The organism is Rhizobium sp. BK176, from assembly GCF_024808055.1.
Genome location: NZ_JANUBV010000027.1, coordinates 41,775 through 68,183, shown reverse-complemented (window position 1 = coordinate 68,183; position 26,409 = coordinate 41,775). Strand labels below are relative to the sequence as shown.

Sequence of the window (26,409 nt, the reverse complement as noted above, 5' to 3'; positions counted from 1 at the left end):
AGGTCGATGGCGGCTACAGCCTGACCGGCGCCAAGACCTGGATCTCCAATGCCCCGATTGCCGATGTCTTCGTCGTCTGGGCCAAGACCGAGGACGGCGTCATCCGCGGCTTCATCCTGGAAAAGGGCTGGAAGGGCCTGTCGGCGCCGGCAATCCATGGCAAGGTCGGCCTGCGCGCCTCGATCACCGGCGAAGTGGTGATGGATGAGGTCTTCGTGCCGGAAGAGAACCTTCTGCCCAATGTCACCGGCCTCAAGGGACCGTTCACCTGCCTGAACTCGGCCCGCTTCGGCATCGCCTGGGGAGCGCTCGGGGCTGCCGAGGACTGCTATGCCAGGGCCCGGCAATATGTACTCGACCGCAAGCAGTTCGGCCGGCCGCTGGCCGCCAACCAGCTGGTCCAGAAGAAGCTTGCCGACATGGTCACCGAAATCTCGCTCGGCCTGCAGGGCTGCATCCGACTCGGCCGCATGAAGGAAGGCGGGCATCCGCCGGTGGAACTGACCTCGATCGTCAAGCGCAATTCCTGCGGCAAGGCGCTCGACATCGCAAGGCTTGCCCGCGACATGCTCGGCGGCAACGGCATCTCCGACGAGTTCGGCATTGCCCGCCATCTCGTCAACCTCGAGGTGGTCAACACCTATGAGGGGACACATGACGTCCACGCGCTGATCCTCGGCCGCGCCGTCACCGGCATTGCCGCATTCGCGAATTGAGGCACGCCGTGGGGTTTCGAACGACAAGACCGCTGCGCTTCGGAGACTGCGATCCCTCGGGGATTGCCTATTTCCCATCTTACCTCAACCTGCTCGTCGGTGTTCTGGAGGACTACTTCGCCTCGCTCGGTTTTCCCTGGAAAACATTAATCGAGGACCGCAGGATCGGCGTTCCCACCGTGCGGCTGGATGTGACGTTCTCAAGACCCGGCTTCCAGGGCGATCAACTCGAATTCGAAATTGCGGTTTTCAAAATCGGCAGTACCTCGCTCGATCTGGAACATAGGATATCGGCAAACGGTAAGGTGCTTTGGACCGCACGACAGCGCGTCGTTGCCACGTCGCTCGACACCCACCAATCACTCGCATGGCCTTCCGACGTCCGCGCCGCGTTGACACATCATCTGGAGACAACTGATGCACACGATCCTGCAGCCTGAAGGCTGGGCGAAGCCAATAGGATACGCCAACGGAATGGCAGCAAAGGGCCGCATGGTTTTCGTCGGCGGGCAGATCGGCTGGAACGAGCGCTGCGAGTTTGAAACCGACGACTTCGTCGAACAGGTGCGCCAGACCCTGAAGAACGTCCTGGCCGTGCTCGCAGAGGGCGGCGCCGAACCACGACATATCACGTCGATGACCTGGTACTTCACCGATAAGGCGGAGTACCTCGGCAATCTGAAAGGTATCGGTCAGGCCTATCGCGAAACGATCGGCAGGCATTTCCCAGCCATGGCTGCGTTGCAGGTCGTGGCCCTGGTGGAAGATCGCGCCAAGATCGAAATCCAAGCAACCGCGGTCATTCCTGAATAGGTGGATCATGGGCGACCTGTGCTTTTCCAAAACCGTCTCCGGCAAGATCGCCGATCGCGTGCTGGTCGTCACCATCGACAATCCGCCCGTCAACGCAACATCTCTCAGCGTCCGCGCCGGCCTTGGTGCTGCACTGGACCATGCCGCGGCGCTGGATGCCGTGCGCGGCATCGTCATTACCGGGGCCGGCAAAACCTTTGTCGGCGGCGCCGACATCAAGGAATTCGACAAGCCGGCCGAAGCGCCTTTCCTGCCCGATGTCTATCTGCGCATCGAGCAGTTTTCCAAGCCGGCAGTGGCGGCGGTCAACGGCGCAGCACTCGGGGGCGGATGTGAGCTGGCTCTTGCCTGCCATGGCCGCGTTGCCGCGCCCGCGGCAAGCTTCGGCCTGCCCGAAGTCAAGCTCGGCATTGTCCCGGGTGCCGGCGGCACGCAACGCCTGCCGCGGCTCGTCGGCATAGCCGCGGCTGCCGAGATGATCGGAACCGGTCGTGCCCTGAAGGCCGACGAAGCGCTTCGCATCGGCTTGATCGACCGCATCACGACAGAGGGTCTGGTTGCAGAAGCGTGCGTGCTTGTTGCCTCCATGGCGGGCGGCGAGCTTCGCAGATCCGGCGCGATTGCTGTAAAGCCGGTCAGCGATGCCGAGATTGACGCCGTCGGCGCGAAAATTCTTGCCAGGGCGCGCGGCCAAGCCGCGCCGGTCGAAGCCCTGCGGCTCGTGAAGGCCGCCGTGACGCTTCCATTCACGGATGGCCTTGCCGAAGAACGCAGGACATTCCTTCGCCTCAGGGAATCTCAAGAGGCGGCAGCGCTGCGCTACGTCTTCTTTGCCGAGCGGGCAGCCGGGAAAGTCGAGGGACAGGAAAAGACGACGCCGCGAAACACACGATGCGTCGGCGTGGTCGGCACCGGACTGATGGGCTCCGGTATCGCCGTCTCGGCGCTGAACGCGGGCTTCCAGGTCATAGGCGTCGAGCAGAGCGAGGAAGGCGCCACGAAGGGGTATGGGCGCATAGCGGGAATTCTTGAGAAGGCGGTACAGTCCGGTCGTCTCGATCCCGCAGGCCGGGACGAGCAGCTCCTTAAGCTCACAGTCGCTTCGGACCTCGGTGCGCTTCACGATGCTGATCTCGTCATCGAAGCTGTTTTCGACGACTTCGACGTCAAGGCCGGGCTGTTCCGCCGCCTCGACGACGTCGTCAGGGCGGATGCGATCCTTGCCACGAACACGAGCTATCTCGATCCTGACACCATTGCCGCTGCGACGCGCCATCCCGAGCGTGTCGTCGGCCTGCATTTCTTCTCGCCCGCAAACATCATGCGACTGGTCGAAGTCGTGAATTGCGCCCGTACCGAGACCGAGGTCCTTGCTACGGCGATGGCCTTCGCCAAGCGCCTCGGCAAGCTGCCGATTGTCTGCCGCGTGACCGAAGGCTTTATCGGCAACCGGGTCTTTTCTGCCTACCGGCGCGAGGCTGAATTCATGGTTGAAGAGGGCGCCCTGCCGCACGAGGTAGACCAGGCGATGGAAGCCTTCGGGTTTCCGATGGGTCTCTTTGCCGTCTGCGACATGGCTGGGCTGGAGATCGCCTGGGCGCGCCGCAAACGTCAGGCGTCGATGCGCGATCCGAATGCTCGTTACGTCGAGATTGCCGACCGCCTTTGCGAGGCCGGGCGCTTCGGACAGAAGAGCGGCCGCGGCTGGTATGCCTATCCCGAGGCAAGGCGGACAGTCGATCCGGACGTCACCGCCCTTGTCGTGGCAGAGCGGAAGCGCAAGGGGATCAAGCCTCGTTCGTTCACCGCGAACGAGATTGTGACAAGGGTTCTGAAGGCGATGGCCGACGAGGGCCGCGCTCTTCTATCGGAGGGTATCGCGACACGCGCAAGCGACGTCGATCTCGTGATGATCAACGGATACGGTTTTCCCGCCCATAGGGGCGGTCCGATGTTTGCGGCTGATAAAGCGGAGACGTGACCGGCGTAATCCGCCACCGCGCCTGCATGCTGTGGCAAGTGCGGCTCTATCACGTAGTGGGTAGGACACAGGTGAGATCGTTGCGCAGGGAAGCCAATCCGTGAACCGCATGGACATGACGAATCTCTGACCTTACATCGTTACATGTAACAAGCCGCAGGGGGATGGTCGTGGCAACCCCGGTCAATGAACGAGTCCAAAAGCGCCGCCGGGCCCTCATGGAAGCAGGGCTGCGTCCGGTACAAATATGGGTTCCCGATACCCGTCGCCCCGGTTTCGCCGCCGAATGCCATCGCCGATCGGTTCAGACAGCTCTTTCCGATGCTGGCGACCAGGAATTGCAATATTTCCTTGATGCCGCACTCTCCGACTCAAGCTCCGGAGATGAATCGTGAGGCGTGGCGACATTATGCCATCATGGAAAGCTCAAGTCCAAACCGACCATCCTGCTAAGAACGAACGTGAAGAGCCCCACGCATAGGAGCGATAGCACGAAGACTGCGGCCATCTTGCCGCCCGCGCGTAGCACCGCGCCTCTCTCTCCATTCTTCCCTTGATCGTAATGCCACTTGATGGCGAAGTACATGCCCGTTCCTAACACGAGAAGCTTGAACGGAAGGAAGACGGTAATGAACCAATCCATTTTGAACATTCCCAGGGTATTAGTTGACACTATCTACTCGTGAGGACCACTACCTCACGACTTTGGTCGAACGTAGTCGCGGTCGATCTTTCCCTCTTCCGCCTTGAAGAAGAACTGACTGTTGATGAGCCAGCCCTTCAGCGGCCGGAGAGGCAAAAGACAAGCCAGAAGCACCAGTGGGAGGGACGTGAAGAGATGCACCCACATCGAAGGGGAATAGGCGACCTCTATCCAGCACGCCACCGCCACTGCCGGTACGCATGTGAAGCAGATTACGAAAAACGCCGGGCCATCTGCCGGATCGGCGAAGGAGTAGTCGAGGCCACAAACTTCGCATTTGGGCTTAACAGTCAGAAAGCCGTCGAAAAGGTGCCCTTGTCCACATTGCGGGCATAACCCACGCAGTCCCGTTTGTATGGGCGGCAATGGAGGCCATTCAGTGGTCATTGCGTTATCTTTCCAAGATTGATTGAATACATTGATACATACAATTATCCAATCAAATTCTCCATTTTACAAATTGTCGCAGAGTCTGTTCCGGCCAGGCCCAGGTAGTCGTTGCTGCACCACACCGTAACGCGACGTGCGTGGTGAGGACCATGCCAGAGCAGGAATTCTCAGTGTCGCTCAATGAACGTGCGATAGCGGCCATCCAGCTTCATGCTATGATGGCTTCGAATTTAGGGTTGCTGCTCATTCTAGGCCCCAATTTCCTTGACAACCGGCGTGGTTTGATATCCATATATTATACATATAAGGCTTGAATTGAATGCAGATCTGTGGAAAGTCGATGACTGCGACATCCTGGACACCTCAGCTCGGTACCCGTGAGGGGCCAATCTATTTGTCGATCGCGGATGCTTTGGCTGCGGACATCGCGAGTGGTCGGTTGGCCGAAGGGGTGAGACTTCCAACGCAGCGCAAACTCGCTGACGACCTCGGGATCGACTTCACCACAGTCAGCCGAGCCTACTCGGAGGTCCGCAGCCGTGGCCTGATCGAAGGCAAGGTGGGTCAAGGGACATACGTGCGATCGAAACGTGGCGCGCGACCATCACTGCAGCCCTCGGGCGTCGTCGACATGAGCATGAACCTGCCGCCGAGGTTTCTCGATCCCGTCCTGGAACAGAGAATGTGGGATGGCGCAAAAAAGCTTCAGGAACAGGGCTTGGACCTCCTGCTACGGTACCAGGAACCAGGCGGCATCATGGAGGATCGTATCGTCGCCGCGTCTTGGCTTTCAAGGCGGCTTCCGGGGATATCGGCTGATCGAGTGGTAGTCGCGTCAGGCGCGCAAGGAGCCCTTCACGCCATTCTCAGCGCGATGACAGAGCCCGGCGATGTCGTCTGTGCGGAAGAACTCACCTACCCTGGCTTCCGCTCGATCGCATCTCATCTCAGGCTCAAATTGGCTCCGATTGCAATGGACGATCAGGGGCTTGTTCCGGACGCTTTTGCGCGAGCATGCAGGGAGGCGAAGCCGAAAGCGCTCTATTGCATGCCAACGCTTCACAATCCGACGACACGGACATTGTCCGTTCAGAGGAGGCACGATCTCGTCAATGTTGCGCGGACATATGGCGTGCCAATTATCGAGGACGACGCGTATAGTGGCCTTGTTTCGGCCCCGCCACCGCCGCTTGCGGCGCTGCTGCCCGAAGCGGTTTATCATGTGGCCAGCTTATCCAAATGCCTGTCGCCCGCCCTTCGGGTCGCATATGTCGCCGTACCGGAGGGTCGTACACATCGCGTGGCCAACGCGATCCGGGCGTCAGCGTCAATTGTGTCGCCCCTCACGAGTGCTCTAGCGTCACGGTGGATAGAGACGGGAGTAGCGGATGCTGTCAGAGGCGAAATAGTCAAGGAGACGGGAAAGCGCCTGGACGCCGTCAAGGCGATCCTTCCGTTCGATGTTGAAACCTCTCCAGGGGGCTTCCACGTGTGGCTAAAGGTTCCTGAACCGTGGACGCGAGGTGAACTGGTTTCCAGATTGCGTTCGATAGGGATCGGTATCGTCACCAGCGACGCTTTTGCAATTGCGTCTGCGCCCGAAGCCATACGACTTGCGCTTGGCGCTCCGGTGGACCTGGAGGAACTTACACGCGCTCTCCGGGTTCTGGCAGACCTCCTAGCTCAGCAGCCGGCGATCTCCACAATGGTAGTCTGACCTTTCATCAGGCAAGTTGCATTGCTCGATGTGCCCGGGCCTGCTCAATGCGACCTTGCGGGGACAATGATGGGCAGAGGCTGGTCGTCCCGCATCGTATGTATCGAGGCTCCGCCGCCGCCCATTCCATGAGCCGTCACTTTACCCCTATCCTACGCGCGCGCTCGACCGCTCCGGAGTTCGATCTGAAGCTCGCCGCGAAACGATTTCCGGCAAGCCTTTTCGTTTAGAACTATGCGATCGGCTGCCTGTCGAAGTTCTGATTGGTTGCGGGTTCAGGTAATCAGATTCAACCCGGCGAAAGGCTCATCAGGCGCCCTTCCGACCATGCAGTTCAATGTATTGCTGATCAAGCGTATGGCCATCCTGTGAAATGGCCTGCCGGGACGACAGCCCGGTGAATTCCCTCACCTTCTACGCACAGTCCGTGCGAAGCCGTACAATGCTGTTCGGCTCAAGGTTCAAGTCCTCTATATCTTTGCATCAGCGAGGGTCATCTCGCCAGAAAGGACACCCGCAGCCCGCACCAAATTCAGGAGCCGTTGGTTTTGATCTGTGGTTCCTAGCGTGACGCGTTGGTCGGCTTTCGTTGTGAGCGTTACACAGCACCGTCGTCACCAGAACGGCCGAATTGCTCGTCCATTCACCACATTGAATAGAGGCGAGGATATTTCCAGTTGCAGACATCGAATCTGGACGGCATGTTAGTGACCGAACAGTGCTCCTGGGAGAACAAAATGGCCACTGGTACCGTAAAGTTTTTCAACGCAGACAAGGGTTTCGGCTTCATCTCACCCAGTACGGGAGGCAGCGATATCTTTATTCACATTTCGGCTCTCCAAGCCTCCGGCATCCAGTCGCTGCAGGAAGGCCAGAAGGTCTCGTTCGACACAGAGCCGGATCGCCGTGGCAAGGGACCAAAGGCTATCAACATTCAGCTGATGTAGTCACCGGTTCCGAGCGGATATCCACTCGGCTTCCCGGACCTAGCGATCTCTCCATCATCGCTGTCTGCATTGCTGCTCGGCTGATGGAATTGTGTTTGAAACTTGGGAAGCGTCGACGGGACCGACATCGATGGCGCGCCAGCCATCCTGAGAATTTTATCCGAGAGACTCGAAAGCGAAGCTTTCGGCAAGGCGCGAAATCGACCGCTCGATTGTCGCCTGCGCCTCGCCCATGGCATCGGTCTGCAATTGAGCGCAAGTGCGCAGCAGGAAAAGCGTTCGGGTAAGCGGCGGGTTTATGATCCGTCGACGGCTTCCCCCTGGCGAAAGCACGCCATGCAAACGTCATGTCGGATAGGAGAGCCCATACCGGTCGCGTATCGTTCGTCCCTCGTACTGACGGGGATAGACGTTTCGGTCCTGAAGGATCGGGATGACCGTGTCCACAAACTCGATGATATCATCGGGCGCCCTCGGCGGTTGCAGCGTGTAGCCGTCCACCGTGCCGTCCTCCCACAGGTCGATCATTTCCTCGGCCACCTGTTCCGCCGTGCCGATGAGGAGCCGGTGATGTCCCTCGGAACGGCGCACGGCCTGACGCGCAGTCAGTCTTTCATGCTGTAGCAGGTCGGCAAGCCCAAGTCCCATCCCAACGGCCTGTTGCCTGTTTTGATCAGGCAAGAAGCGTTCATAGTCAAGGACGGCGTCCGGGTCGAAACGGTCGCGGTCCAATCCATGCTCGCGCACGAAACGTTCGAGCAGCCCATCTTCCGATCCCGTCCCACTGTAGAGTTCATGCTTGCGCAAGGCTTCCTTAAGGCTTTCCCCCAAGATAACCACGAGGCCGGGGACGATGCGAATGCCGGCTGGATCCCTGCCGAGCGAAACGGCCCTGTTGCGCACCTTGTCGCCGAACGCCCTGCCCGCGGGTTTCGACAGGATGTTGCAGTAGATGATCTCGCCGTGCCGTGCCGCAAGATCGATGCCGCCATCGGACGCACCTGCCTGGGCGATGACCGGATGGCCCTGGGGACCACGCGGGACGTTGAGCGGACCACGCACCTGGAAAAAGGCGTCCTCATGATCGATCGGAACGGCACTCGTGCTGTCCCAGAAGCGATCGGATCCAACCTCGCTCTCACGCCTTGGATCCCAGCTCGCCCACAGCTTCTTTGCCACATCGAGAAATTCGACAGCGCGGGCATAGCGCTCTTTGCGCGGTGGAAGCGCTGCACTGCCGAAGTTGGCGGCGACATTGGGATTGAACGACGAGACAATATTGACGATCAGCCGCCCTCCCGAAACGATATCGAGCGACTGGGCGCGCCGTGCGAAATTATAGGGTGAATTATAGGTGGACGAGACCGTCACGACAAACCCAATATCGGGCACCTGCGCTGCCAGCGCCGTGCACAGGATCAGCGGGTCGATCGTATGAAAGGGTCGCCCCAGCGGTTCTGTCATCAGCGCCGGGTGGTCGGAAAAGAACACGGCATCGAAGCGCCCCTTGTGGGCAATCTCTGCCAGGCGCCGATAGTAGGCCGGATCATTGATATCGTGCCAGTCACCGCTGCGGTATTTCCATGCATTGGCGAGATAGCCGGTGGAATTCAGTCCGACGTTAAGGTTCATGCGACGTTGTTGAATGCTCATGCGCCTGCCCGTTCCGTCTGCTCTTGCCTTGCGACACCCACGCCTGCCTGCGGACCCGGGATCGTGCCGTTGACCGCGTAATCGCCGACGATGCGATCGTGGTAGATGCGCGGATTGTGGGACGCGATCGTGCGCGCATTGCGCCAATGGCGGTCAAGACCATGGCCGCGCTTGGCCGCGGACGCTCCCAAGGCGTCGAACAGCACCGTGCTGGCGTCAAGGATCAGCGAAGTGACGACGGTGACGGACTGGCTGACCTCAAGTTCTGCATTGCGACCAGCCACCGCGATCTGATCCTGATCGCCGCTCTGATTAGCCTCGTAGGCGCGCTGCAGGGCGCCTGCTGCCTGAAGCACGATTGCTCCGGCGCTGTAGGCCGCACCCCTGACCTTCCCCACCACCTGCTGGATCTGCGGGTCTTCGGCCGGTCGGGGCGCATTGCCCCGGTTATAAATCCTCTTCCTCGCCGCCACATGCCGCGCAAGGTCGTTCGCCGCGGCGCGGCCGATGCCCGCAAGCGACGCCAGATGGACCAGTTGGAAGAACCCGCCGGAATAGCTAAACCGGACCGCGCTTGGCTTGATCAGCTCGTCGGCGATCTCGACATCCCTAAAGCGCGCCGTGCCGCTGGCTGTCAGCGACTGGCCGAAGCCATCCCAGTCGTCGATAATCTCCACGCCTGGTGCCGAGGTCGGCACCAGCGCGCCGATCGGCTGCCCGTCCCCATCGATCGCGCCGAGCGTGATCCAGTCCGCATAAAGCGAGCCAGTGGTATAGAACTTTTCGCCATCGAGCCGCCAGCTTGCGCCATTGCGGACCAGACGGGTCGAATAACTGCCGAGCGGCGTATCGCCAAGCTCCGAGAACCCGCTTCCAACCGTCTCGCCCTGCCCGAGCCTTTTTAGCCAACTGTCGCGCCAGGCACTGTCAGCTGCGTTCAGAAGATCCTCGGTGAAACCAAAGTGACTGCGGTAGGCGTTGGTGAGGTTTGGGTCGGCCGCCGCAAGCTCGATGATGAGGCCGAAGAGTTCGGGCAAGGTTAGGCCAAAGCCCCCATGGACGGCCGGCAAACGCAATCGCGAAAAGCCCGCGGTTTTCAGCCACTCATAGGCATCAAAGGGTAATTCATGAGCGAGGTCGCGGTCGATCGCACGCTCGCCGATACGGGCGAAAACGGGCCTGAGACTCGCCGCCAGGCGCTCGAAGCGCTCGCTCGGCGGTGCGCCCCAGGCCCCGTTGATATCTGTCATGGCGTTTTTTCCTGTTACAGGCCCAATACCGCCGGCTAACGGCGGCGATTAGGCCCGGTTCTCATTTCAGCCAAGGCTCGGCCTGCCTTAAGCGGCTGCCCGCTCCTCTGCCCCGAAATCGTGAAGCAGGATTGCGATCTCGAAACCGCGGCGGGCGAGCCAGTGGGCGACGATGCGGGCGCGCGAACCCAGGAGATCGTCGACCAGGACGACGCGGGCGCCACGAACGGCAATCGTCCGATAGGATACGCCGAGCAGCTGCCCGCCCTCCGAGGAGATCGAGCCCGGAAGATTCGAGCGCGCAAACTCGTCCGGCGTGCGAACGTCCAGGAGGTAGGTTGTGCGCACCGGATCGGCCTTCCACGTCTCGACCGTCTGCCGATCGAGGAACGTCAGACCGTCCTTCGCCGAAAGGCTCTTTCCATACTCGCTTGCAAACCGGCGCGCTGTTTCTGTCGCCTCGTGGTAGGTTGCGGTACGCCCTGTCTCCAGATCGAGGCCCGCGTCGGTCCAGCCGCGCGTCCCGTCATCGAGATAGGCAACGGCATTTTCGACGCCGGCATCGATCAGGGTCTGGGCCCCGAGAATAGCGCGCGGCAGGCCGGCGCAGGAAACCACGACCTTCGTCTCCGTCGAGGGGACGAGGTCCTTGAAATGCAGCAGTAGTTCGGCCCCGGGCACGCCGACGGCGCCCGGCACATGCGCCTTTTCATATTCGCCGAGCGTGCGTGTGTCGAGGACGATGACGTCCTGACCCTGATCGCGCAATGCCTTCAGCTCGACGGCAGAGACCACGGGCGTCCCTCTCTCGTCGCGAACCTTCGTGACGAAGGCAACGCCCGGAATATCGAAGGTCGGAAGCTTGTCCTCGCCTTCCTCCACCCAGGCGGGAATGCCGCCTTCCAGAACATGGATGTTCGTCCAGCCGGTTTGCCGCAATCGGGTGACAGCCGCTTCGGCCGTGCCATCGCCACCATCGACCAGAACCGTGCGGACCACACGACGCGGCACGAAGCGGTCGAGTTCGGCGTCCAGGCGTTCGGCAGGCAGGTTTGTCGCAAACAGCGGCGATGCGTAGCCGACCTCTTCGGTTGGCCGGATATCAAGCACCGCCAGTTCCAGCCCATCGCCCAGCCAATCAGTCAATCTGGCCTTGTCTATCGAATATCCCGTCATGTTTTCTGCTCCTGATATCAAGCGTTCGGATCGAGCCACAGGTCGCCGAAGCTCCAGTTCAGCCCCTGCGATCCCGTCACGTAGTTCTTCACCCTCCTGTTGGCGACGATCTGGGCGCCGGCGGCGACGAGGTCGACGGACGCCACCTCGTCATGGATCAGATGCTGGAACTTGCTCCAGACCTCCCAGCGCTTCTTCTCATCAGGCTCGATGGCGGCCGCCTCGAGCAGCGCATCCGCCTTGGCGTTCGCGTAGTGGCTTGCATTCGAGAACGGCAGGCCGATCTTGAAATTCTTGCTCCAGTAGGCGCGCTGAATGCCGAGCGACGGATCGAAGGTGTTGGAGAGCGACTCCACTACCAAGTCGAAAGCCCGGTCGGTGTAGACGGTCTTCAGGAAGGTCGGCAGGTCGTATTTCTTGATCTCGATTCCAACGCCGATCTTTTCCAGCTGGTTTTTCAGCACATCGGCGTAGCCTTGCGGCAGGTAGGAATTATAGGTCAACCTGAGATCAAAGCGCTTGCCATCCGCCTTGCGCGGATAGCCCGCTTCATCGAGCAGCTTTTCGGCTGCGGCCGTATCGTAGGGATGGGCCACGACGCTCTTATCGTACCACTGCGGCAAGGCCGTGCTGACAGGGCTGGGCGACACCTGCGCATAACCATAGAGCGCGACGTCGACGATCTCCTGCAGGTTGATCGCCTGGGCGATGGCAAGCCGGACCTCGCGCTTGGCAAACAGCCGATTGTCGTAGTTGAAGAACAATTGCTGCTGCGGGCCGGAATAGGCGTAGGTGGTCGTGTCGACGATGAGATTGGGGACCTGCTTCAGCCGCTCGAGATCGGCAAGCGGCACCGGATTGTCGCCGATGTCGGCTTCACCGGTCTCCAGGGCCGCGGACCGGGCGGCCGGATCGGTGACGACGCGTAGGATGATGCGGTCGAGATAGGGCTTGCCCGCGTCCCAATAGTCCGGATTGCGTTCGAAGATCAGGTGGCTGCCCGCAACCCATTCCGTCAGCTTGAAGGGACCTGTCCCTATCGCTGTTTGCAGCGTCTGCCCGTCACCAGGCGCCAGCTTCTCGAAGATGTGCTTCGGCACGATCGGCGACTCCGAGCTCGACTGCGCCGAGAGCAGGAACGGAGCCGGCTTCGACAACACGATAACCGCGGTCAGCGGATCCGGCGTCTCCACCGCCACCACGTTCTGATAGGTGATGCGACCGCGCGGATGCGCCTCCTTCAGCCGGAAGATCGAGAAGGCGACGTCATCGGAGGTGAAGTCCTTGCCGTCGTGCCACTTCACGCCCTTACGCAGCTTGAACGTGTAGCGAAGATTGTCGTCGGAAACAGACCACTCCGTCGCCAGCAGCGGCTGCGGCTTGACGTCGAGGTCGAAGGTGAGCAGGCCCTCAACGATCTTCGGGCCGATCGCCTGGCCGGTGCCCGACGATGTGTTGATGGCAAAGAGAGCATTGCCGGGATCCACCCGGTAGAGCCAGTTCAAGGTGCCGCCCGTCGCCGGTGCAGCGCCTTGTCCAAATGAGATCGACGGGAGCAAGGTGCTAGCGCTTGCAAGCAACATCAGCTGGTTGAAACTGCGACGGTTGATGGACACGCGAAGAGCTCCTCTCGGGTTGGATTGTGGTCCGCTGAGGGGAAGCTTCAGTGCTGCGCCTCGAAAGCCGAAGTGAAAGTTTCTTCTCGTCCGGGAAAGAATAATTGCCTCCGGACGATTGTTCGACGTCGGCGTAACACAGAGGAAAAGCTGCTCAATTTCCGCGATTTGACAGGATGGTGTTTTCGCCGATGAGCACCGCGACGAAACGCAGAAATCGAGCGCACCGGTAAAAGAATTTCTTTCCGTGAAATCAAACAGATATTTCTGGACTTGAACGGCCGGCCAGCCAACCGTTGACGGGAAATAGGCGGGCACACGCCCGTCCTACCGTCATTTCCGGGAGGCAAAATGCCGTTCGTAACAGATGCTGACGACACGCTTCTGGCAAAGGCGAGCGAACTGCGCCAGGCGTTTCATCTCGATGCCGTCGAGAGAGACAAACAGGGCGGCAGGCCAGTCGACCAGATCAGGCTCCTGAAAGAAAGCGGCCTGCCTTCGGCGCAGATCGCCAGGAAGTACGGCGGCCAGGGCGCCTCATGGCCAACGATCCTGCGCATCGTCAGGGAGTTTGCGAAAACCGACGGATCGCTCGCCCATCTCTTCGGCTATCACCACCTGCCGCTCAACCTCATCCTGTTTCGCGGCTCGGCCGCGCAGAAAGAGAAATGGCTGACTGGCTCGGCGGCCGGCAACTGGATCTGGAGCAATTCCGGAAACGCGTTATCGAAAACATCGAGCGGCGAACGGACGGCGACCGGCTGGATCATCAACGGCAGTCGCCCGTTCTCCTCGGGCACGCATGTCGCCGATTACATCCAGGTTTCCTGGGAGAATGGCGATGGCGCCCGACTGACCGCCGCCGTTCCCGCCGACCGCGACGGCATTGTCATTGTGAACGACTGGGACGGCATCGGCCAGCGGCAGACCGGCAGCGGCACGGTCCGCTTCGTGGATCTTGAGGTTCAAGACGACGAGCTGATCAGCTCGCCCGAGGTGCCGTTGACACCCTATTCCTCGCTCACATCGCTCCTTCAGCAAAGCGTCCTGCTCAACGTCTTCGTCGGCAGCGCACAGGGCATACTGGAGGAGGGCCGCAGCTATACGACGACGAGTTCGCGGCCATGGGTCTATTCCGGCGTCGAGCGGCACACCGACGACCCCTGGATCAAGCGCCAATACGGCGACCTCTATATCCGCACTCTTGCGGCAACGGAGCTGGCCGACAAGGCCGCGCGCAGCCTCGATGCTGCCTACGCCGCAGGGCCTTCGCTGACCGCCGCGGGCCGTGGCGCGGCCGCGATCGATATCGCGACGGCGAACGTCTATGCCGGCGAGGTCGGGCTTGCCGTCTCCAGCGAGGTCTTCGAGGTCATGGGCGCCCGCTCGGCGACCAATGCCAATGGCTTCGACCGCTTCTGGCGCAATGTCAGGACCCACACACTCCACAATCCCGCCGAGTACAAGAAACGCACCGTCGGCACCTGGCTGCTGACAGGCGAATTTCCCGTGCCGGCCATCTATCGCTGAAAGGAACCGCAATGGCGAAACGCAAGGACAAGATCAAGCTCGGCGCATTTCTGCTCTTCACCGGGCATCACGTCGCCGCATGGCGTCATCCAAAGGCTTCCGTCGGTACCGAGTTCGAGAACTACCTGGAATTGGCCAAGCTCGCCGAAGCGGCGAAGTTCGACACGATCTTTTTCGCGGATGGCGTCGCCGCGCGCATCAAGGATGTCGAGGCCGCAAGCCGCAAGGCTCATAGCGGTGTTTATCCCTTCGAGCCCATCACCCTGCTCTCCGCGCTGTCTTCCGTCACCCGCAATATCGGGCTGATCGCCACCGCCTCCACCAGCTACTCCGACCCCTATAATCTCGCCCGGCAGTTCGGCTCGCTCGACCGGCTGAGCGGCGGTCGAGCCGGCTGGAACCTGGTGACCTCCGCCGACCCCGACGCCGCCTTCAATTTCGGCCATGAGACGCAGATCCTCCATTCTGACCGCTACGAACGGGCGGAGGAATTCGCCGACGTCGTGCTCGGCCTATGGGACAGCTGGGAAGACGATGCTTTCCTGCGGGATCGCGAAAGCGGCCGCTATTTCGACCCGGCCAAGCTGCATCGGCTCGATCACAGTGGAAAGCATTTCAAGGTCCGCGGCCCGCTCAACATTCCGCGCTCGCCACAGGGGCGACCGGTTGTCGTCCAGGCCGGCGCCTCCGAGCCCGGCAAGGAGCTTGCCGCCCGCACGGCGGAAGCCGTCTTTGCCGCCCAGATCACCCTGGAGGAAGCAACGAGCTTCTACGCCGACGTCAAGGGACGGTTAGCGAAATACGGTCGCTCGCACGACGACCTGAAGATCCTGCCCGGCATTTTCCCGGTCGTCGGCCGCACACAATCGGAGGCGCAGGAGAAGTTCGAATCCCTTCAGGAACTCATCCAGCCGGAGGTCGGATTGAATCTGATTTCCCAGCTCTCGGGCCTCGACCTCCGGGATTATCCGCTCGATGGACCGGTGCCCGAAAATCCGCCTGCGACAAATGCCGGCAAGAGCCGGCAGGCACTGGTTCTGGATCTTGCCCGGCGCGAGAGCCTGACGATCCGCCAGCTCTACCTTCGCATCGCCGGTGCGCGCGGCCACTGGCAGGTCGTGGGCACGCCGACGGAGATTGCCGATACGCTGGAAGAGCGCTTCGAAAACTATGGAGCTGACGGCTTCAACATCATGGCGCCGATCATGCCGGGCGGGCTCTCTGATTTCATCGAGCTTGTGGTGCCGGAACTGCGACGGCGCGGTCTCTTCCGCCACGAGTATGAGGGTACGACACTGCGCGAAAACCTTGGCCTGAAGCGCCCCGAAAACAGCCATACCGTCAATCACGGCGCAGTCGCGGCCGAGTAGGGGAAAAGACATGAGCCGCGATACGCTTTTTCTCATCGCCCCCGGTTTCTCGGACCCGAAGCACCCTGGGCAGACGTTCGTCTGCCCCCATTGCAATGCGATCGAGGGGGTACTTTCGAGCTTTCCCGAGCTTGCTGCCCGCATCGAGGTGCACAGAGTTCCCTTCCCTCGCCCGCGCACACAGGTGATCGAGGCGGTTGGCGAGGAAAACCAGTCCTTGCCGGTGCTGGTCCTCGCATCCAACCCGCCGCCCGATGCTGCGGACTGGAAAGGCAAGCGCTTCGTTTCCAAGACCAGCCGCATTCTCGAATTGCTTTCAGAGCGGCATGGCTTTCCGCGACTTCACGACTGACGGAGATAAGACGATGACCGTAAAGCCCTCAGGCTTCGAACCAGCCCTGCTGCCTCCCGTCCTCTTCGAGCCGGACCAGACCGATCCCTATCTCGCCAAGGCGGTCGAGCTCAGGAACATCTTCGCTGTCGATGCCGTCGAGCGGGATCAACAGGGCGGGCGGCCGACAGAGCAGGTCCGGCTTCTCAAGGACAGCGGTCTCGTCAATCTGCTCATTCCCACGGAATTCGGTGGTGAGGGACAGCCCTATTCGACCGCTCTGCGCATCGTGCGTGAGTTCGCCAAGGTCGACGGGTCGCTTGGCCACCTTTTCGGCTACCACTTCAGCCCCATCCAGAATGCCCTGACGGGGGGTAGTGACGAACGATCGGCCGCGATCCTGCGGCAATCGGCCAAGGGTCGGTGGTTCTGGGGCAACACCACGAACAGCTTCTCCAAAAGCCTCTTCGGCAAGAGGATAGAAGGTGGCGTCCTCCTGAACGGCTATCGGCCGTTCGCCTCCGGCTCGCACGTCGCCGATTATCTGATGGTCGCATGGGAAGACGAGGAAACGAACGCGCGCAGCTTCGCCTATATTCCCGCCAATCGCGACGGCATAACGATCGCCGACGATTGGGATGGCATCGGACAACGGCAGACCGGCAGCGGCCGTGTCTTCTACAAGGATGTCACCGTGAAGGATGAGGAGATCTTGTCGGAACGCCCCAGGGATCCGGCTGCCCTTCTCATTCCGCAGCAACAGCAGAGCGTTCTCCTCAACGTCTTCATCGGCAGCGCGCAAGGCGCCCTGATCGCAGCACGGGATTATACGATCACGAAATCTCGGCCGTGGATCTACTCCGGTGTCGAACGCCATTCGGACGACCCGTGGATCAAGCGACAGTACGGTGAACTCTGGACCAAGGTGCAGGCCACTACCGCACTGGCTGACAGAGCCGCGGTCGCCATCGATACAGCCTATGCCAAAGGCCCGGCGCTGACGGCCGAGGAGCGCGGCGCCACCGCGATTGCGGTTGCTTCCGCTAATGTGCTCGCGGGCAAGGTCGCGCTCGAGGTCACCAGCGAAATATTTGAGGTGATGGGTGCTCGTTCCGCCGTCCGGCCGTACGGCTTCGATCGCTTCTGGCGCAACGTCCGTATCCACACTCTTCACAATCCGGCAGAATATAAGACCCGCAATGTCGGCTCCTGGTTCCTGACCGGCGACTATCCCGAGCCGGGGATATTCCAATGAGCCGACGGCAGCTTCATCTCAACATCAACATCCTGCACTCGGGGTTCTCCCCAGCGGCCTGGCGCATGGAAGGCAGCGACCCGCGCGCCTCCTTCGACATCAACCACTACATCAAGGTCGCTGACATCGCGGAACGGGGCACATTCGATGCCGTCTTCCTGGCCGACCAGGCGGCCATATCGGACCGCATCGACTTTCGCCCGCTCACCTCGCTGGAACCGACCATCGTGCTTGCAATTGTCGCGGCCAGCACGGAACGGATCGGGCTGATCGGCACGGCCTCCACCACTTACAACGAACCCTACAACATCGCCCGGCGCTTCGCGACGCTCGATCATGCCAGCGGCGGACGCGCCGGCTGGAACATCGTCACCAGCGCGGATCTGGCGCAAAGCAGGAACTTCGGCCTTGAAAAGCCGGTAGCCCATGCCAGCCGCTATGAGCGGGCCAGCGAGTTTGCCTCCGTGGTCAAGGCGCTATGGGACAGCTGGGAGGAAGAGGCCTTTGTCGGTGACGTCGCGACCGGACGTTTCGTCGATCCCGGTCGTGTCCACCCCATCGCTCACAGCGGCAAGCACTTCTCCGTGCATGGGCCGCACAATATTCCGCGCCCACCACAGGGGCACCCGGTTCTCGTGCAGGCGGGCGGATCAGACGACGGGCGTGAACTCGCCGCCGCACATGCCGAAGCGGTATTCTCCGCCTCGCAATCCTTCGAAGAGTCGCTGGATTACGCCAGGGATCTGCGCCGTCGCGCCGTTCGTTTCGGTCGCTCGGAAAACAGCATCCTCGTGCTCGCGGGCCTCGCCACCATCATCGGCAGCACGGAAGCGGAAGCAAGGCGCAGACAGGAAGAACTGCGCGACCTCATTCCGCTTGAATACAGCCTTGCCCGACTGGCCGGTGTCCTGCAGGTCAATCAGAAGAAGCTCGAACTCGACAAGCCCTTGCCTGAGGACATTCCGCTGCCGGCCGACGGCGGGCACACGTTCTTCCACGCCACGCTGGCGCTCGCGCGGCGGCAGGGATTGACCGTTCGGGGCCTGATCCGCGCGCTCAACGGCGGCACCGGGCATCGCACGATTGTCGGCACGCCTGCCGCGATCGCCGACGATATAGAGACATGGTTCAGCGCCGGTGCGGCCGATGGTTTGAACCTCATGCCCGATGTGCTGCCGCACGGGCTTGAAGTCTTCGTTGATGAGGTGGTTCCGATCCTGCGTCGCCGCGGTCTGTTCAGGCACGAATACGCCGGCCGCACATTGCGTGATCACCTTGGTCTCACGCGGCCACACAACCCCTACGCCAGTGCGGCAGAATAGCGACCCGGAAAAGGACAGTCCCATGACACCTTCCCTTGCAGCAAAGCCAACCGGCTCCGACCGGCTGGCGGCGCTATCAGCCGAACGCTATCGCCAGGTGCAGCACCTCGGCAGCGACTGGAATGAACGGTCGACGCCCTGCTCTCCCACCGCAGCGTGCGCAGCTATCTGCCGGATCCGATTCCACACACCACGGTCGAAATTGCCGTTGCTGCCGCGCAGTCGGCTCCCAGCTCCTCCAACCTGCAGGCATGGAGCGTCGTCGCCGTCGAGGACCCCGAGCGCCGTAGCCGCCTGAACGCCGTTGCAGGCAACCAGCGCCAGATCGCCCAGGCACCTCTCCTGCTCGTCTGGCTCGCCGATCTTGCCCGGCCCCGCGCGATCGCTGCGGACGGCGGCTCGGCGGGAGAAGGTCTCGACTACATCGAGAGCTTTTTGCTTGGCGTGATCGATGCGGCACTTGCGGCGCAGAATGTGGTCGTTGCCTTTGAATCGCTGGGCTCGGGACCTGCTACATCGACGCGATCCGCAACGATCCGGAAAGGGTCGCCCGGGAACTCGCCTTGCCGGATGGTGTCTTCCCGGTCTTCGGCCTTACTGTGGGGTTTCCCGATCCGGCACAACCCGCCGGCGTGAAGCCGCGCCTACCTCAGTCGACGGTCCTGCATCGCGAGCAATATTCGGATCGCGCCCGGACGCGGGATCTTGCGGGCTACAAAAAGGCACTGAGGAGCTTCCAGACGGAGCAGGCGATGCCGGCGATCGACTGGACCAATCAGGTCCGGAACCGCATCGGCACGGTCGAGGCCTTGAAGGGGCGGCACGTACTTGCGGCGGCGGCGCGCAGGCTGGGCTTCCGGCTGCTCAAGTAGAGCGGCAGGGCCTGGAAGAACAACTTATTCGGCGGCCATCATGTCTGCCGCAGGTCGGATACGGCGCGCGATGATCTCATCCATCGTCTGCAGGGCGCGCGCTTCCGCGAGCAGCCACTCGCGAAACAGATCGACGCGCATCAATCGCGCCGTATGCGCCGTGGTGGCGAAGAAATAGGACGAACTGACGGGCTGCGGCACGCCAAAGGGGCAGACCAGCCGCCCGGAGCGGATCTCTGCTTCCGCCAGCCTGATCTTGCCGAGCCCCAGCCCCTGCCCTGCCAGCGCTGCATCGAGGACAAGAGAGGACTGGTTCAGGCGGAACCCACCCTGCGACGGCAGGTAGGAGAGCCCGGCTGCGCGCAACCACCCACCCCAATCCGGGCAGGATTGATCATGCTCTGCGCCATCCTCGTGCAGCAGCGGCACGTCTTCGATGGCCTCCGGCTTGCCCCACAGCCCATGCGTATCCGCAAACTCCGGGCTGCAGACCGGCAGTATGGCCTCGGAAAAGAGATGATCGACAACGAGCCCCGGATATGGACCGCGACCGTAGCGGATCACGCAATCGGCGTCGCCGGCATCGAGGTTCGTCAACTGGGTCGACGCATCGACCAGAACCTGCAGCCCGGGAGCAGCCCGCCGTAGCGCATCGAGGCGCGGGATGAGCCACTTGCTGGCAAAGGACGGGGCGACCGAAACGCGGATCGGCTGTTCATGATCGCTCTGCACGAACTGAGCCATGGCGGCCAGAACAGCATCGAAGGCCCCGGTCAGTCCGGGCACCAATGCCAACCCGGCCGGCGTCAGATGCAACTGGCCACGCACACGGTTGAAAAGCGGCTGACCAAGGTAATCCTCCAGCAGGCGTATCTGTTGGCCCACCGCTGCCGAGGTCACATGCAGCTCTTCGGCGGCGCGAACGAAATTCAGGTGTCGGGCCGTCGCGACGAAGGCCCGCAACGATGTCAGCGGCGGCAGCCGCGCAAGCGTCGGCTGAATTGCTTTTCTGCGGGAGTCGGCAAACGTGCTCATGAGAGGATTGCACCACAAACCTGCCCTTCAAGACGAGAACCGGCATTCCTTCCCGCCCTGCCGACGGGACATTTTCTTGCGCGGCGAGCCTCAATCGGAGATGCAAAAACTATTCTCTATATTTTTAGTGGACTACAGTAATTCAACCTTCTCCTTGACGCTCTGCCGCGAAGTTTTCCTTTTCCGGACAGGCAGAAAAACATTCTTCCTGTTTTGCACGGCCCTGCCCGATGATGCCTGCAACGACGCTTCGATAGAGGCGTCCATCGCAATTCAGGGGGTATCCATGGACATCAGCAGACGCCAGCTCAACAAACTTCTCGCCGCGACCGGCCTTACCGCATTCCTGCCGCTCAAGGCGTTCGCCGAGACTTCCGCACCGACAAAGGGTGGCACCTTGAACTTCATCGTGGAGCCGGAACCGCCGACGATCCTCACCCTCGCCCATACGGCTGGCGGCACGCAGAAGGTGAGCCCCAAGATCACCGAAGGTCTCTTGACCTACGACTTCGATCTGACACCAAAGCCGCAGCTTGCCACCGAGTGGTCAGTCAGCGACGACGGGTTGAACTACACTTTCAACCTCCGTCCAAACGTCAAGTGGCATGACGGCAAGCCCTTCACATCGGACGACGTTGCCTATTCCATCGAGCTTCTAAAGCAAGTCCACCCGCGTGGCCGCGGCACCTTCGCCAATGTCACCAAGGTCGAAACGCCCGATCCGCTGACCGCCGTGATCCGGCTTTCCAAACCCGCCCCCTACCTGCTGAGCGCTCTCTACGGGGCCGAGTCCCCGATCGTGCCCAAGCACGTCTATGACGGCGTCAAGATTGCCGACGTGCCCACCAATCCGAATGGCAGTGCCCCGATCGGCACGGGACCATTCGTCTTCAAGGAGTGGGTGCGCGGATCGCATATCATCCTCGAGCGCAATCCCGATTACTGGGACGCCGGCAAACCCTATCTCGACCAGGTTATCGTACGCTTCGTACCCGATGGGGCCGCCCGCGCCGCCGGCTTCGAAACCGGCGAATTCGATATCGGCGGCGACAATCCCATCCCGCTGAGCGATCTCGAACGTGTGAAGGCATTGCCGAACATTGCCGTCGATTCACGCGGCTACGAGACCAAGGGCGACCAGACGCAGCTGATCTTCAATCTCGACAACGAGTATCTGAAGAATGTCAGCGTTCGCCGCGCCATCGCCCACGCCATCGACCTCGACGTTATCCTGAACACCGTCTGGTACGGCTACGGCCATGTTTCGCCGACCCCGATCAGCACCTTCCTGCCGCGCTATCTCGACACCTCGATCAAGCCTTATGCTTTCGATCTGAAAGCCGCTGAACAGCTGCTCGACGAGGCCGGCTACAAGCGCGGCGCGGACGGCGTCCGCTTCAACCTGCGACTGACCCACAACTCCTACAATGAAGGCTTCAAGCGGGTCGCCGAATATCTGAAGCAGAACCTGACGCGTATCGGCATCAACGCAACGATCGATTCCTACGACTTCTCCACCTACATCAAGAAGGTCTACACCGACCGCGCCTTCGACGTGACCGCCGAATATCTGGGCAACCAGTTCGATCCGACGCTCGGCGTGCAGCGCATCTACTGGTCGAAGAACTTCAAGCTCGGCCTGCCCTTCTCGAACGCCAGCCACTACAATAACCCGGAGGTGGACAAGCTGCTCGAAGCCGCATCCGTCGAGGTCGACGATGCAAAACGCAAGCAGCAATTCTTCGCCTTCCAGAAGATCGTTGCCGACGAAGTGCCAGTAGTGAACCTGATTTCACTGGAGAACGTCACGGTGTTCAACAAGCGGGTCAAAAACCACACCATCGGGGCCGAGGGTGTGCAGTCCAACTTTGCTGATGTCTACATCAAGGACGGCGAAGGCTGAGGTGCGGCGGCAGGACTAGCACGAGAAAGGGGCGCATCGACGATGCGCCCCTTTTGCTTTTGGAGATGAGATCACGCCACTCGGATGGGCGTGAATTTCGTGAGGATGCGATCGGCAAGCGCAATCGCCTGGGCGCGCTGCTCGGTGATCGAACTCGACTCCCATGCAACGCCCCGCAACGGATGTCCGATGGCGCTGAGATTGCGGTGCACGAGCCCCTCCTCGTTGATGAGATCGCCCGCCGTCGTCGCATCGATGCCATAGCCGGTGCTATGAGGGCGAACCTCGCCGCTTGCCAGCAGGCTCCTCACGAAGGGGTCGGATACCCGACGCCAATCATGCAACTGATGGCCACGACAATCGATCACGCCATCGAACGGCACAGTCTCGACGCCTGTCGCTGTCTTCAGGCTGGCGATGATCTCGCTACCCTCGACCGCAAATCCGAGGATACGGGCGCGGCCATGCTCCAGCCGGCCTTCCGAAATCACCCGCTCGATAATCGCGTGGCTTTCCGGTGCCGAGCGATGCGCGGTGACGTCCCAGAAGGCCCTGAGATGCCGGGTGAACCGCAGCCGCTCGCGATCGCTGGCCGCTTGCCACAGCGAGAGAATATGAGGGCGGATCGCCAAGGGCAGCCCTTGCCAGTCGGCACCCTCAGCCGAGATCGCCCGTCGTTCCGCCTTGACGCGTGACAGCAGTTCGCGCGCCGTTGATGGCAACGGGCCATCGGCAAGAAAGTCGCGCGCTGCGTCGACAGTCCTGCGACCCTCCACGAACTGGCCACGGCGCGATATCACGCGGTAGCGACTGCGGTAACCTCGTGCCTCCATGCTGGCCACGGCATCGACCATCGACAGGCTCGAACCAATCAGGAGAATTTCCTCGCAGCCTTTCAGACGGTCGAGCGCCAGTGCGTCCCACGGATTGGCTGCAAAACGTGGGTGACCGGCGAGTTCAGCCTCGGCGGCCGACAGGCGCGGTTGAAAAACGCCAAGGGCCAGCACGGCTTCATCCGCCTCCACAGAGGTACCGTCAGCCGTGGTAATGCGGATCCGGCTCGGCGTTGCCAACAGCGTGGATGCCGACGACCGGATATGCCGCAACGTCGAACCGAGCCGCGCGTTCGCGACCGCACGCGCGAGCTCGTCACGGACATAGGTCCCATAGAGGTAACGCGGCGGGCTGCTTGTGCGCACCTCGGCGGGAGGCGTCCAGCCGTAGGCGGGGCCATTCTCGACGAGCCAGCGCGCGAGATGGCCGGGATCCTCGGGATAGAGCGAGAAGATTTCAGCGGGACCGTTCACCAGATGTGCCGGATCGGGTGTGCTGTAAGCAACACCCCGCCCAAGCTCCTCGCGCCGCTCTATGATGGTGATCGCCAGCGGAACTTCGGTCTGGTCGAGCAGCTTGAGCGCCATCACCGCCCCAGCGAAGCCCCCACCGACAATGGCAACGGAGTGATGCGGAATACGATCAATGCGCAATAGACCTCCTCTCCCACCGGCGTCGGTGGGGCGTGATATGTCGGGACGCCCTTATGCGATCAGCCTGTCGCGACTGCGATGGCGCCCATTCAGCAGTTCTAGGGCATTTCGGCTGGCAATCAGCTCGGCTTCATGCGCGCTCAACCCTGCCGCCGCAAAGGCCGTGGCGAGCCCGTCCTGCGTCGGATCATGTTCGAGGATCGGCCAGTCGCTGCCGGTCAGAACATGGTCGGCGCCGACGAGACTGGCCACGAAGCGGATGAAGCGTGCTTCCGACGGCATGATGTCGATATAGAGGTGACGCCGCTTGCCCGCTGGCGCCTCCGCGAAAATGGATGGCAGTTCCCCGAAGGGACCGGTCAGCGCAAGTGCCGAAATGCCGAGCGCGGTGATAACGACCCGAAGCTCCGGCAATTCCTCGAAAACACCCGATGTCACCAACGAAATCGCAGCGGCGGCGTTGATCGTGCCGCGGCTCAAGCGGGTCCCGAGCCTGCCGAGGCCTGACAGCTGCGTTGAAAGCGGCTCGGGGTTGATCGGATGCAGGAAGACGGGAACGCCAAGCTCCGCAGCAACCCTCAGGACCGGCCGGGCTTCTGGCGCGTCGATTAATCTGTCACCTCTCGCGCTGTCGAGAAACAGGCCGGACAAATTGAGTTCGACGATGGCGCGCCGCGCCTCGATCGCCGCCGCTTCTCCGCCGAAGGTGTCCACGGTCGCCAGCGCGAAAAGCCGATAAGGATGGCGCGCAACGGTCGCGGCGAGATCGTCGTTCAGCTTGCGGCTGACCGCACCAAGATCGGCATCAGGTGCGGCGACCATCGACAGCGCGACCCCGATCACGCGGCGCGAGATACCGGCCGCATCGCTATCCGCGATAAGCGCATCGATGTCCGCGATTTTCGTGCCGATCCGCGCCCACAGCGAGTCGAGCGGGCGACCGGGCGCGCGGTAAACCTCCCAGCCTTCGGGCAGGAAATGTGTATGGAAATCGACGATGTCGAGCTTGCTCATGGTGGCTCCGTGGCGATCGCTGCGCGGCAGGGATTAGAAGACCTTGCCTTCCTCGAGGTGTGTCGTCGTTCCGTTGATGTAGAAGTCACCGACCACCCTCGCCTTGTGCAGCAGCGGATTGTGATTGAGCACCGTGCGGATGTTGCGCCAGTGCCGGTCGAGATTGAGATGGCGCGACGTCGCGGAGCCGCCGCCGAGTTCGAAGACGTTGGTGGCCGCCGTGAGCGCAATTTGCGAGGCGACGATCTGTGTGCGCGCCGTCGTCAACGCGCTCTCGATCAGCGCGGCTTCAAGCGTCTGCTGATCGCCTGCGGCGAACGCGGCGGCCGTCTTGTCGAGCGCACGCGCGCTTTCGCGGATCAGCGTGTCGACGGCAAAGGAGCCGGCAGCGACCTCACCGAGAATCTTCTGCACGAAGGGATCCGCACTGGCTGTCTCGGCCGCGCTATGGGCTGCCGAGCGGGCCTGCCGGCGCACATATTCCGTCCCTTCGGCAAGCGCGCCACGCACAGCGCCCGCCATTGATGCCGCAAGGTGAAGCTGCCGCAAGGTGGAGGTGTGGCGGCCGACCAGCGTGTTAAGGCCGCGCGTGGAGATTTCATGCGGCAACACCTCGACGTCTTCGAGCAAAACGCCACCGCTCGCGGTCAGCCGCTGGCCCATGCCATCCCAGTCGTCGAGAATGGTGATGCCTGGACGATTGACCGGAAGCAAAACGCTCACGAACTCACCGTCATCGTTCTTCGCACTGAATGATGCGAAGTCCGAAAATGCAGTGCCGGTTGCATACCATTTGCGCCCGTCGAGCCGGTAGCTATCCCCCGATCTCGTCAAACGTGTCGTCACCTCGCCCGGCCGCTTGGTGCCTTGCTCCGTATGAGCCCCGCCGAAAAGCTTGCCCGAGAGAACGCGGCTGAGCTGTGTGCGGTCGATGGCAGTATTCGGGCTGAGGATCAGGCTTTCGGTAAAATTGAAATGGCTGCGCAGCGCGTGAGCGACATTCGAATCTGCCGCTCCGATCGCCATGATCGTTTCGATGTAATCGGCAACGGATCCCCCCGGACCACCGAGCGCCACGGGAATGCGCAGCGCCCCCAGACCGGTCTCCTTGAATAGGCGGAAGGCCTCGAATGGAAGCTCCCTTTCCAGATCGCGTCTTGCCGCCTCCTTCGCGATTTCGGCCGTCAGATCAGGAATTCTTGCCAAGAGCGTCGAGAGATCGTTCATCGCCTCCTGAGGTGTCGGAGTGGGGGACAGTGCTGAAGGAGCGGTATTCGGCATGCGGGAACCTTCTCGGCCGGAAAAAGAAAAGAAGGGACCCGCCATAT

Annotated in this window: 23 protein-coding genes and 1 pseudogene; 14 read left to right on the top strand and 10 right to left on the bottom strand. The window is 61.6% G+C overall.

What is annotated here, in order from left to right; all coding sequences use genetic code 11:
- The 5 genes from FHT76_RS36680 to FHT76_RS36660 form a co-directional block, all read left to right on the top strand.
- Positions 1–716: acyl-CoA dehydrogenase family protein (locus FHT76_RS36680; RefSeq protein ID WP_259186528.1), on the top strand; the 716-nt coding region annotated here is incomplete at its 5' end.
- An 8-nt stretch (positions 717–724) separates the two neighbouring features.
- Entirely contained in the window at positions 725–1,156 is a 432-nt protein-coding gene (locus FHT76_RS36675) for a thioesterase family protein (RefSeq protein ID WP_183758478.1), read from the top strand.
- The gene (locus tag FHT76_RS36670; protein ID WP_183758476.1) at positions 1,134–1,529 is read left to right on the top strand and encodes a RidA family protein; all 396 of its coding nucleotides are present in this window, start codon (positions 1,134–1,136) and stop codon (positions 1,527–1,529) included. Before FHT76_RS36675 ends, FHT76_RS36670 begins: the two co-directional genes overlap by 23 nt.
- Before the next feature lie 7 nt (positions 1,530–1,536).
- Complete coding sequence (locus tag FHT76_RS36665) at positions 1,537–3,510, top strand: 3-hydroxyacyl-CoA dehydrogenase NAD-binding domain-containing protein (RefSeq protein WP_183758474.1); 1,974 nt, start codon at positions 1,537–1,539, stop codon at positions 3,508–3,510.
- Between the two features lie 170 nt (positions 3,511–3,680).
- Positions 3,681–3,905: an antitoxin MazE family protein gene (locus tag FHT76_RS36660; RefSeq protein ID WP_183758473.1), complete on the top strand. Its 225-nt coding sequence runs from the start codon at positions 3,681–3,683 to the stop codon at positions 3,903–3,905.
- Positions 3,906–3,925: 20 nt separating this feature from the next.
- Here FHT76_RS36660 and FHT76_RS36655 read toward each other — a convergent pair whose 3' ends face one another.
- Entirely contained in the window at positions 3,926–4,153 is a 228-nt protein-coding gene (locus tag FHT76_RS36655; protein ID WP_183758471.1) for a hypothetical protein, read from the bottom strand.
- 54 nt (positions 4,154–4,207) lie between these two features.
- Positions 4,208–4,600 carry a DUF983 domain-containing protein gene (locus FHT76_RS36650; RefSeq protein WP_183758469.1) on the bottom strand — a complete coding sequence of 131 codons (393 nt, stop codon included), beginning with the start codon at positions 4,598–4,600 and terminating at the stop codon, positions 4,208–4,210.
- A gap of 343 nt (positions 4,601–4,943) precedes the next feature.
- On the opposite strand from FHT76_RS36650, the gene FHT76_RS36645 reads away from it, so the two are divergent.
- Together FHT76_RS36645 and FHT76_RS36640 are read left to right on the top strand one after the other, a co-directional pair.
- A complete protein-coding gene (locus FHT76_RS36645) occupies positions 4,944–6,320 on the top strand; it encodes a PLP-dependent aminotransferase family protein (RefSeq protein WP_183758467.1) in 1,377 nt (458 codons plus the stop codon).
- 737 nt (positions 6,321–7,057) lie between these two features.
- Positions 7,058–7,267 carry a cold-shock protein gene (locus tag FHT76_RS36640; protein WP_028827775.1) on the top strand — a complete coding sequence of 70 codons (210 nt, stop codon included), beginning with the start codon at positions 7,058–7,060 and terminating at the stop codon, positions 7,265–7,267.
- Between the two features lie 345 nt (positions 7,268–7,612).
- Here FHT76_RS36640 and FHT76_RS36635 read toward each other — a convergent pair whose 3' ends face one another.
- The 4 genes from FHT76_RS36635 to FHT76_RS36620 form a co-directional block, all read right to left on the bottom strand.
- Positions 7,613–8,920 (bottom strand): NtaA/DmoA family FMN-dependent monooxygenase, encoded by a 1,308-nt coding sequence (locus FHT76_RS36635; RefSeq protein ID WP_183758465.1) that lies wholly within the window; start codon positions 8,918–8,920, stop codon positions 7,613–7,615.
- Positions 8,917–10,170 (bottom strand): acyl-CoA dehydrogenase family protein, encoded by a 1,254-nt coding sequence (locus tag FHT76_RS36630; protein WP_183758463.1) that lies wholly within the window; start codon positions 10,168–10,170, stop codon positions 8,917–8,919. Before FHT76_RS36630 ends, FHT76_RS36635 begins: the two co-directional genes overlap by 4 nt.
- An 87-nt stretch (positions 10,171–10,257) precedes the next feature.
- Positions 10,258–11,346 carry a rhodanese-like domain-containing protein gene (locus FHT76_RS36625; RefSeq protein WP_259186508.1) on the bottom strand — a complete coding sequence of 363 codons (1,089 nt, stop codon included), beginning with the start codon at positions 11,344–11,346 and terminating at the stop codon, positions 10,258–10,260.
- 17 nt (positions 11,347–11,363) lie between these two features.
- On the bottom strand, positions 11,364–12,962 hold the full coding sequence (locus tag FHT76_RS36620) for an ABC transporter substrate-binding protein (RefSeq protein WP_183758460.1): 1,599 nt from the start codon (positions 12,960–12,962) through the stop codon (positions 11,364–11,366).
- 351 nt (positions 12,963–13,313) lie between these two features.
- On the opposite strand from FHT76_RS36620, the gene FHT76_RS36615 reads away from it, so the two are divergent.
- From FHT76_RS36615 to FHT76_RS36590, 6 genes and pseudogenes are all read left to right on the top strand, one after another.
- Positions 13,314–14,492, top strand: a complete 1,179-nt coding sequence (locus tag FHT76_RS36615) for an acyl-CoA dehydrogenase family protein (RefSeq protein WP_183864720.1) — start codon at positions 13,314–13,316, stop codon at positions 14,490–14,492.
- A gap of 11 nt (positions 14,493–14,503) precedes the next feature.
- Entirely contained in the window at positions 14,504–15,862 is a 1,359-nt protein-coding gene (locus FHT76_RS36610; protein WP_259186498.1) for an LLM class flavin-dependent oxidoreductase, read from the top strand.
- Between the two features lie 10 nt (positions 15,863–15,872).
- Entirely contained in the window at positions 15,873–16,214 is a 342-nt protein-coding gene (locus FHT76_RS36605; RefSeq protein WP_259186497.1) for a DUF3088 domain-containing protein, read from the top strand.
- Between the two features lie 13 nt (positions 16,215–16,227).
- Positions 16,228–17,448 (top strand): acyl-CoA dehydrogenase family protein, encoded by a 1,221-nt coding sequence (locus FHT76_RS36600; RefSeq protein ID WP_183758452.1) that lies wholly within the window; start codon positions 16,228–16,230, stop codon positions 17,446–17,448.
- Complete coding sequence (locus tag FHT76_RS36595; protein WP_259186495.1) at positions 17,445–18,770, top strand: LLM class flavin-dependent oxidoreductase; 1,326 nt, start codon at positions 17,445–17,447, stop codon at positions 18,768–18,770. Before FHT76_RS36600 ends, FHT76_RS36595 begins: the two co-directional genes overlap by 4 nt.
- Before the next feature lie 22 nt (positions 18,771–18,792).
- Positions 18,793–19,642, top strand: a pseudogene (locus FHT76_RS36590) (NADPH-dependent oxidoreductase).
- Positions 19,643–19,666: 24 nt separating this feature from the next.
- Here FHT76_RS36590 and FHT76_RS36585 read toward each other — a convergent pair.
- Complete coding sequence (locus FHT76_RS36585) at positions 19,667–20,677, bottom strand: LysR substrate-binding domain-containing protein (RefSeq protein WP_183758449.1); 1,011 nt, start codon at positions 20,675–20,677, stop codon at positions 19,667–19,669.
- A 286-nt stretch (positions 20,678–20,963) separates the two neighbouring features.
- Between FHT76_RS36585 and FHT76_RS36580 the strand changes: the two genes are divergently transcribed.
- The gene (locus FHT76_RS36580; RefSeq protein WP_259186491.1) at positions 20,964–22,580 is read left to right on the top strand and encodes an ABC transporter substrate-binding protein; all 1,617 of its coding nucleotides are present in this window, start codon (positions 20,964–20,966) and stop codon (positions 22,578–22,580) included.
- A gap of 71 nt (positions 22,581–22,651) precedes the next feature.
- Here the strand turns inward: FHT76_RS36580 and FHT76_RS36575 are convergent, their stop codons facing one another.
- From FHT76_RS36575 to FHT76_RS36565, 3 genes are read right to left on the bottom strand one after another with little or no spacing between them, the layout of a single operon-like run.
- The gene (locus tag FHT76_RS36575; protein ID WP_259186488.1) at positions 22,652–24,067 is read right to left on the bottom strand and encodes an FAD/NAD(P)-binding protein; all 1,416 of its coding nucleotides are present in this window, start codon (positions 24,065–24,067) and stop codon (positions 22,652–22,654) included.
- Between the two features lie 51 nt (positions 24,068–24,118).
- Complete coding sequence (locus FHT76_RS36570; protein WP_259186486.1) at positions 24,119–25,081, bottom strand: amidohydrolase family protein; 963 nt, start codon at positions 25,079–25,081, stop codon at positions 24,119–24,121.
- Between the two features lie 33 nt (positions 25,082–25,114).
- On the bottom strand, positions 25,115–26,362 hold the full coding sequence (locus FHT76_RS36565; RefSeq protein ID WP_405049528.1) for an acyl-CoA dehydrogenase family protein: 1,248 nt from the start codon (positions 26,360–26,362) through the stop codon (positions 25,115–25,117).
- Positions 26,363–26,409: the final 47 nt, after the last annotated feature.

Coding starts and splice junctions, on each gene's coding strand:
- FHT76_RS36665 (WP_183758474.1), top strand. CDS start 1,537: ATGGGCGACCTGTGCTTTTCCAAAACCGTCTCCGGCAAGATCGCCGAT.
- FHT76_RS36615 (WP_183864720.1), top strand. CDS start 13,314: ATGCCGTTCGTAACAGATGCTGACGACACGCTTCTGGCAAAGGCGAGC.
- FHT76_RS36570 (WP_259186486.1), bottom strand. CDS start 25,081: ATGAGCAAGCTCGACATCGTCGATTTCCATACACATTTCCTGCCCGAA.
- FHT76_RS36630 (WP_183758463.1), bottom strand. CDS start 10,170: ATGACAGATATCAACGGGGCCTGGGGCGCACCGCCGAGCGAGCGCTTC.
- FHT76_RS36600 (WP_183758452.1), top strand. CDS start 16,228: ATGACCGTAAAGCCCTCAGGCTTCGAACCAGCCCTGCTGCCTCCCGTC.
- FHT76_RS36650 (WP_183758469.1), bottom strand. CDS start 4,600: ATGACCACTGAATGGCCTCCATTGCCGCCCATACAAACGGGACTGCGT.
- FHT76_RS36655 (WP_183758471.1), bottom strand. CDS start 4,153: ATGGATTGGTTCATTACCGTCTTCCTTCCGTTCAAGCTTCTCGTGTTA.
- FHT76_RS36625 (WP_259186508.1), bottom strand. CDS start 11,346: ATGACGGGATATTCGATAGACAAGGCCAGATTGACTGATTGGCTGGGC.
- FHT76_RS36640 (WP_028827775.1), top strand. CDS start 7,058: ATGGCCACTGGTACCGTAAAGTTTTTCAACGCAGACAAGGGTTTCGGC.
- FHT76_RS36605 (WP_259186497.1), top strand. CDS start 15,873: ATGAGCCGCGATACGCTTTTTCTCATCGCCCCCGGTTTCTCGGACCCG.
- FHT76_RS36585 (WP_183758449.1), bottom strand. CDS start 20,677: ATGAGCACGTTTGCCGACTCCCGCAGAAAAGCAATTCAGCCGACGCTT.
- FHT76_RS36670 (WP_183758476.1), top strand. CDS start 1,134: ATGCACACGATCCTGCAGCCTGAAGGCTGGGCGAAGCCAATAGGATAC.
- FHT76_RS36645 (WP_183758467.1), top strand. CDS start 4,944: ATGACTGCGACATCCTGGACACCTCAGCTCGGTACCCGTGAGGGGCCA.
- FHT76_RS36565 (WP_405049528.1), bottom strand. CDS start 26,362: ATGCCGAATACCGCTCCTTCAGCACTGTCCCCCACTCCGACACCTCAG.
- FHT76_RS36635 (WP_183758465.1), bottom strand. CDS start 8,920: ATGAGCATTCAACAACGTCGCATGAACCTTAACGTCGGACTGAATTCC.
- FHT76_RS36595 (WP_259186495.1), top strand. CDS start 17,445: ATGAGCCGACGGCAGCTTCATCTCAACATCAACATCCTGCACTCGGGG.
- FHT76_RS36610 (WP_259186498.1), top strand. CDS start 14,504: ATGGCGAAACGCAAGGACAAGATCAAGCTCGGCGCATTTCTGCTCTTC.
- FHT76_RS36580 (WP_259186491.1), top strand. CDS start 20,964: ATGGACATCAGCAGACGCCAGCTCAACAAACTTCTCGCCGCGACCGGC.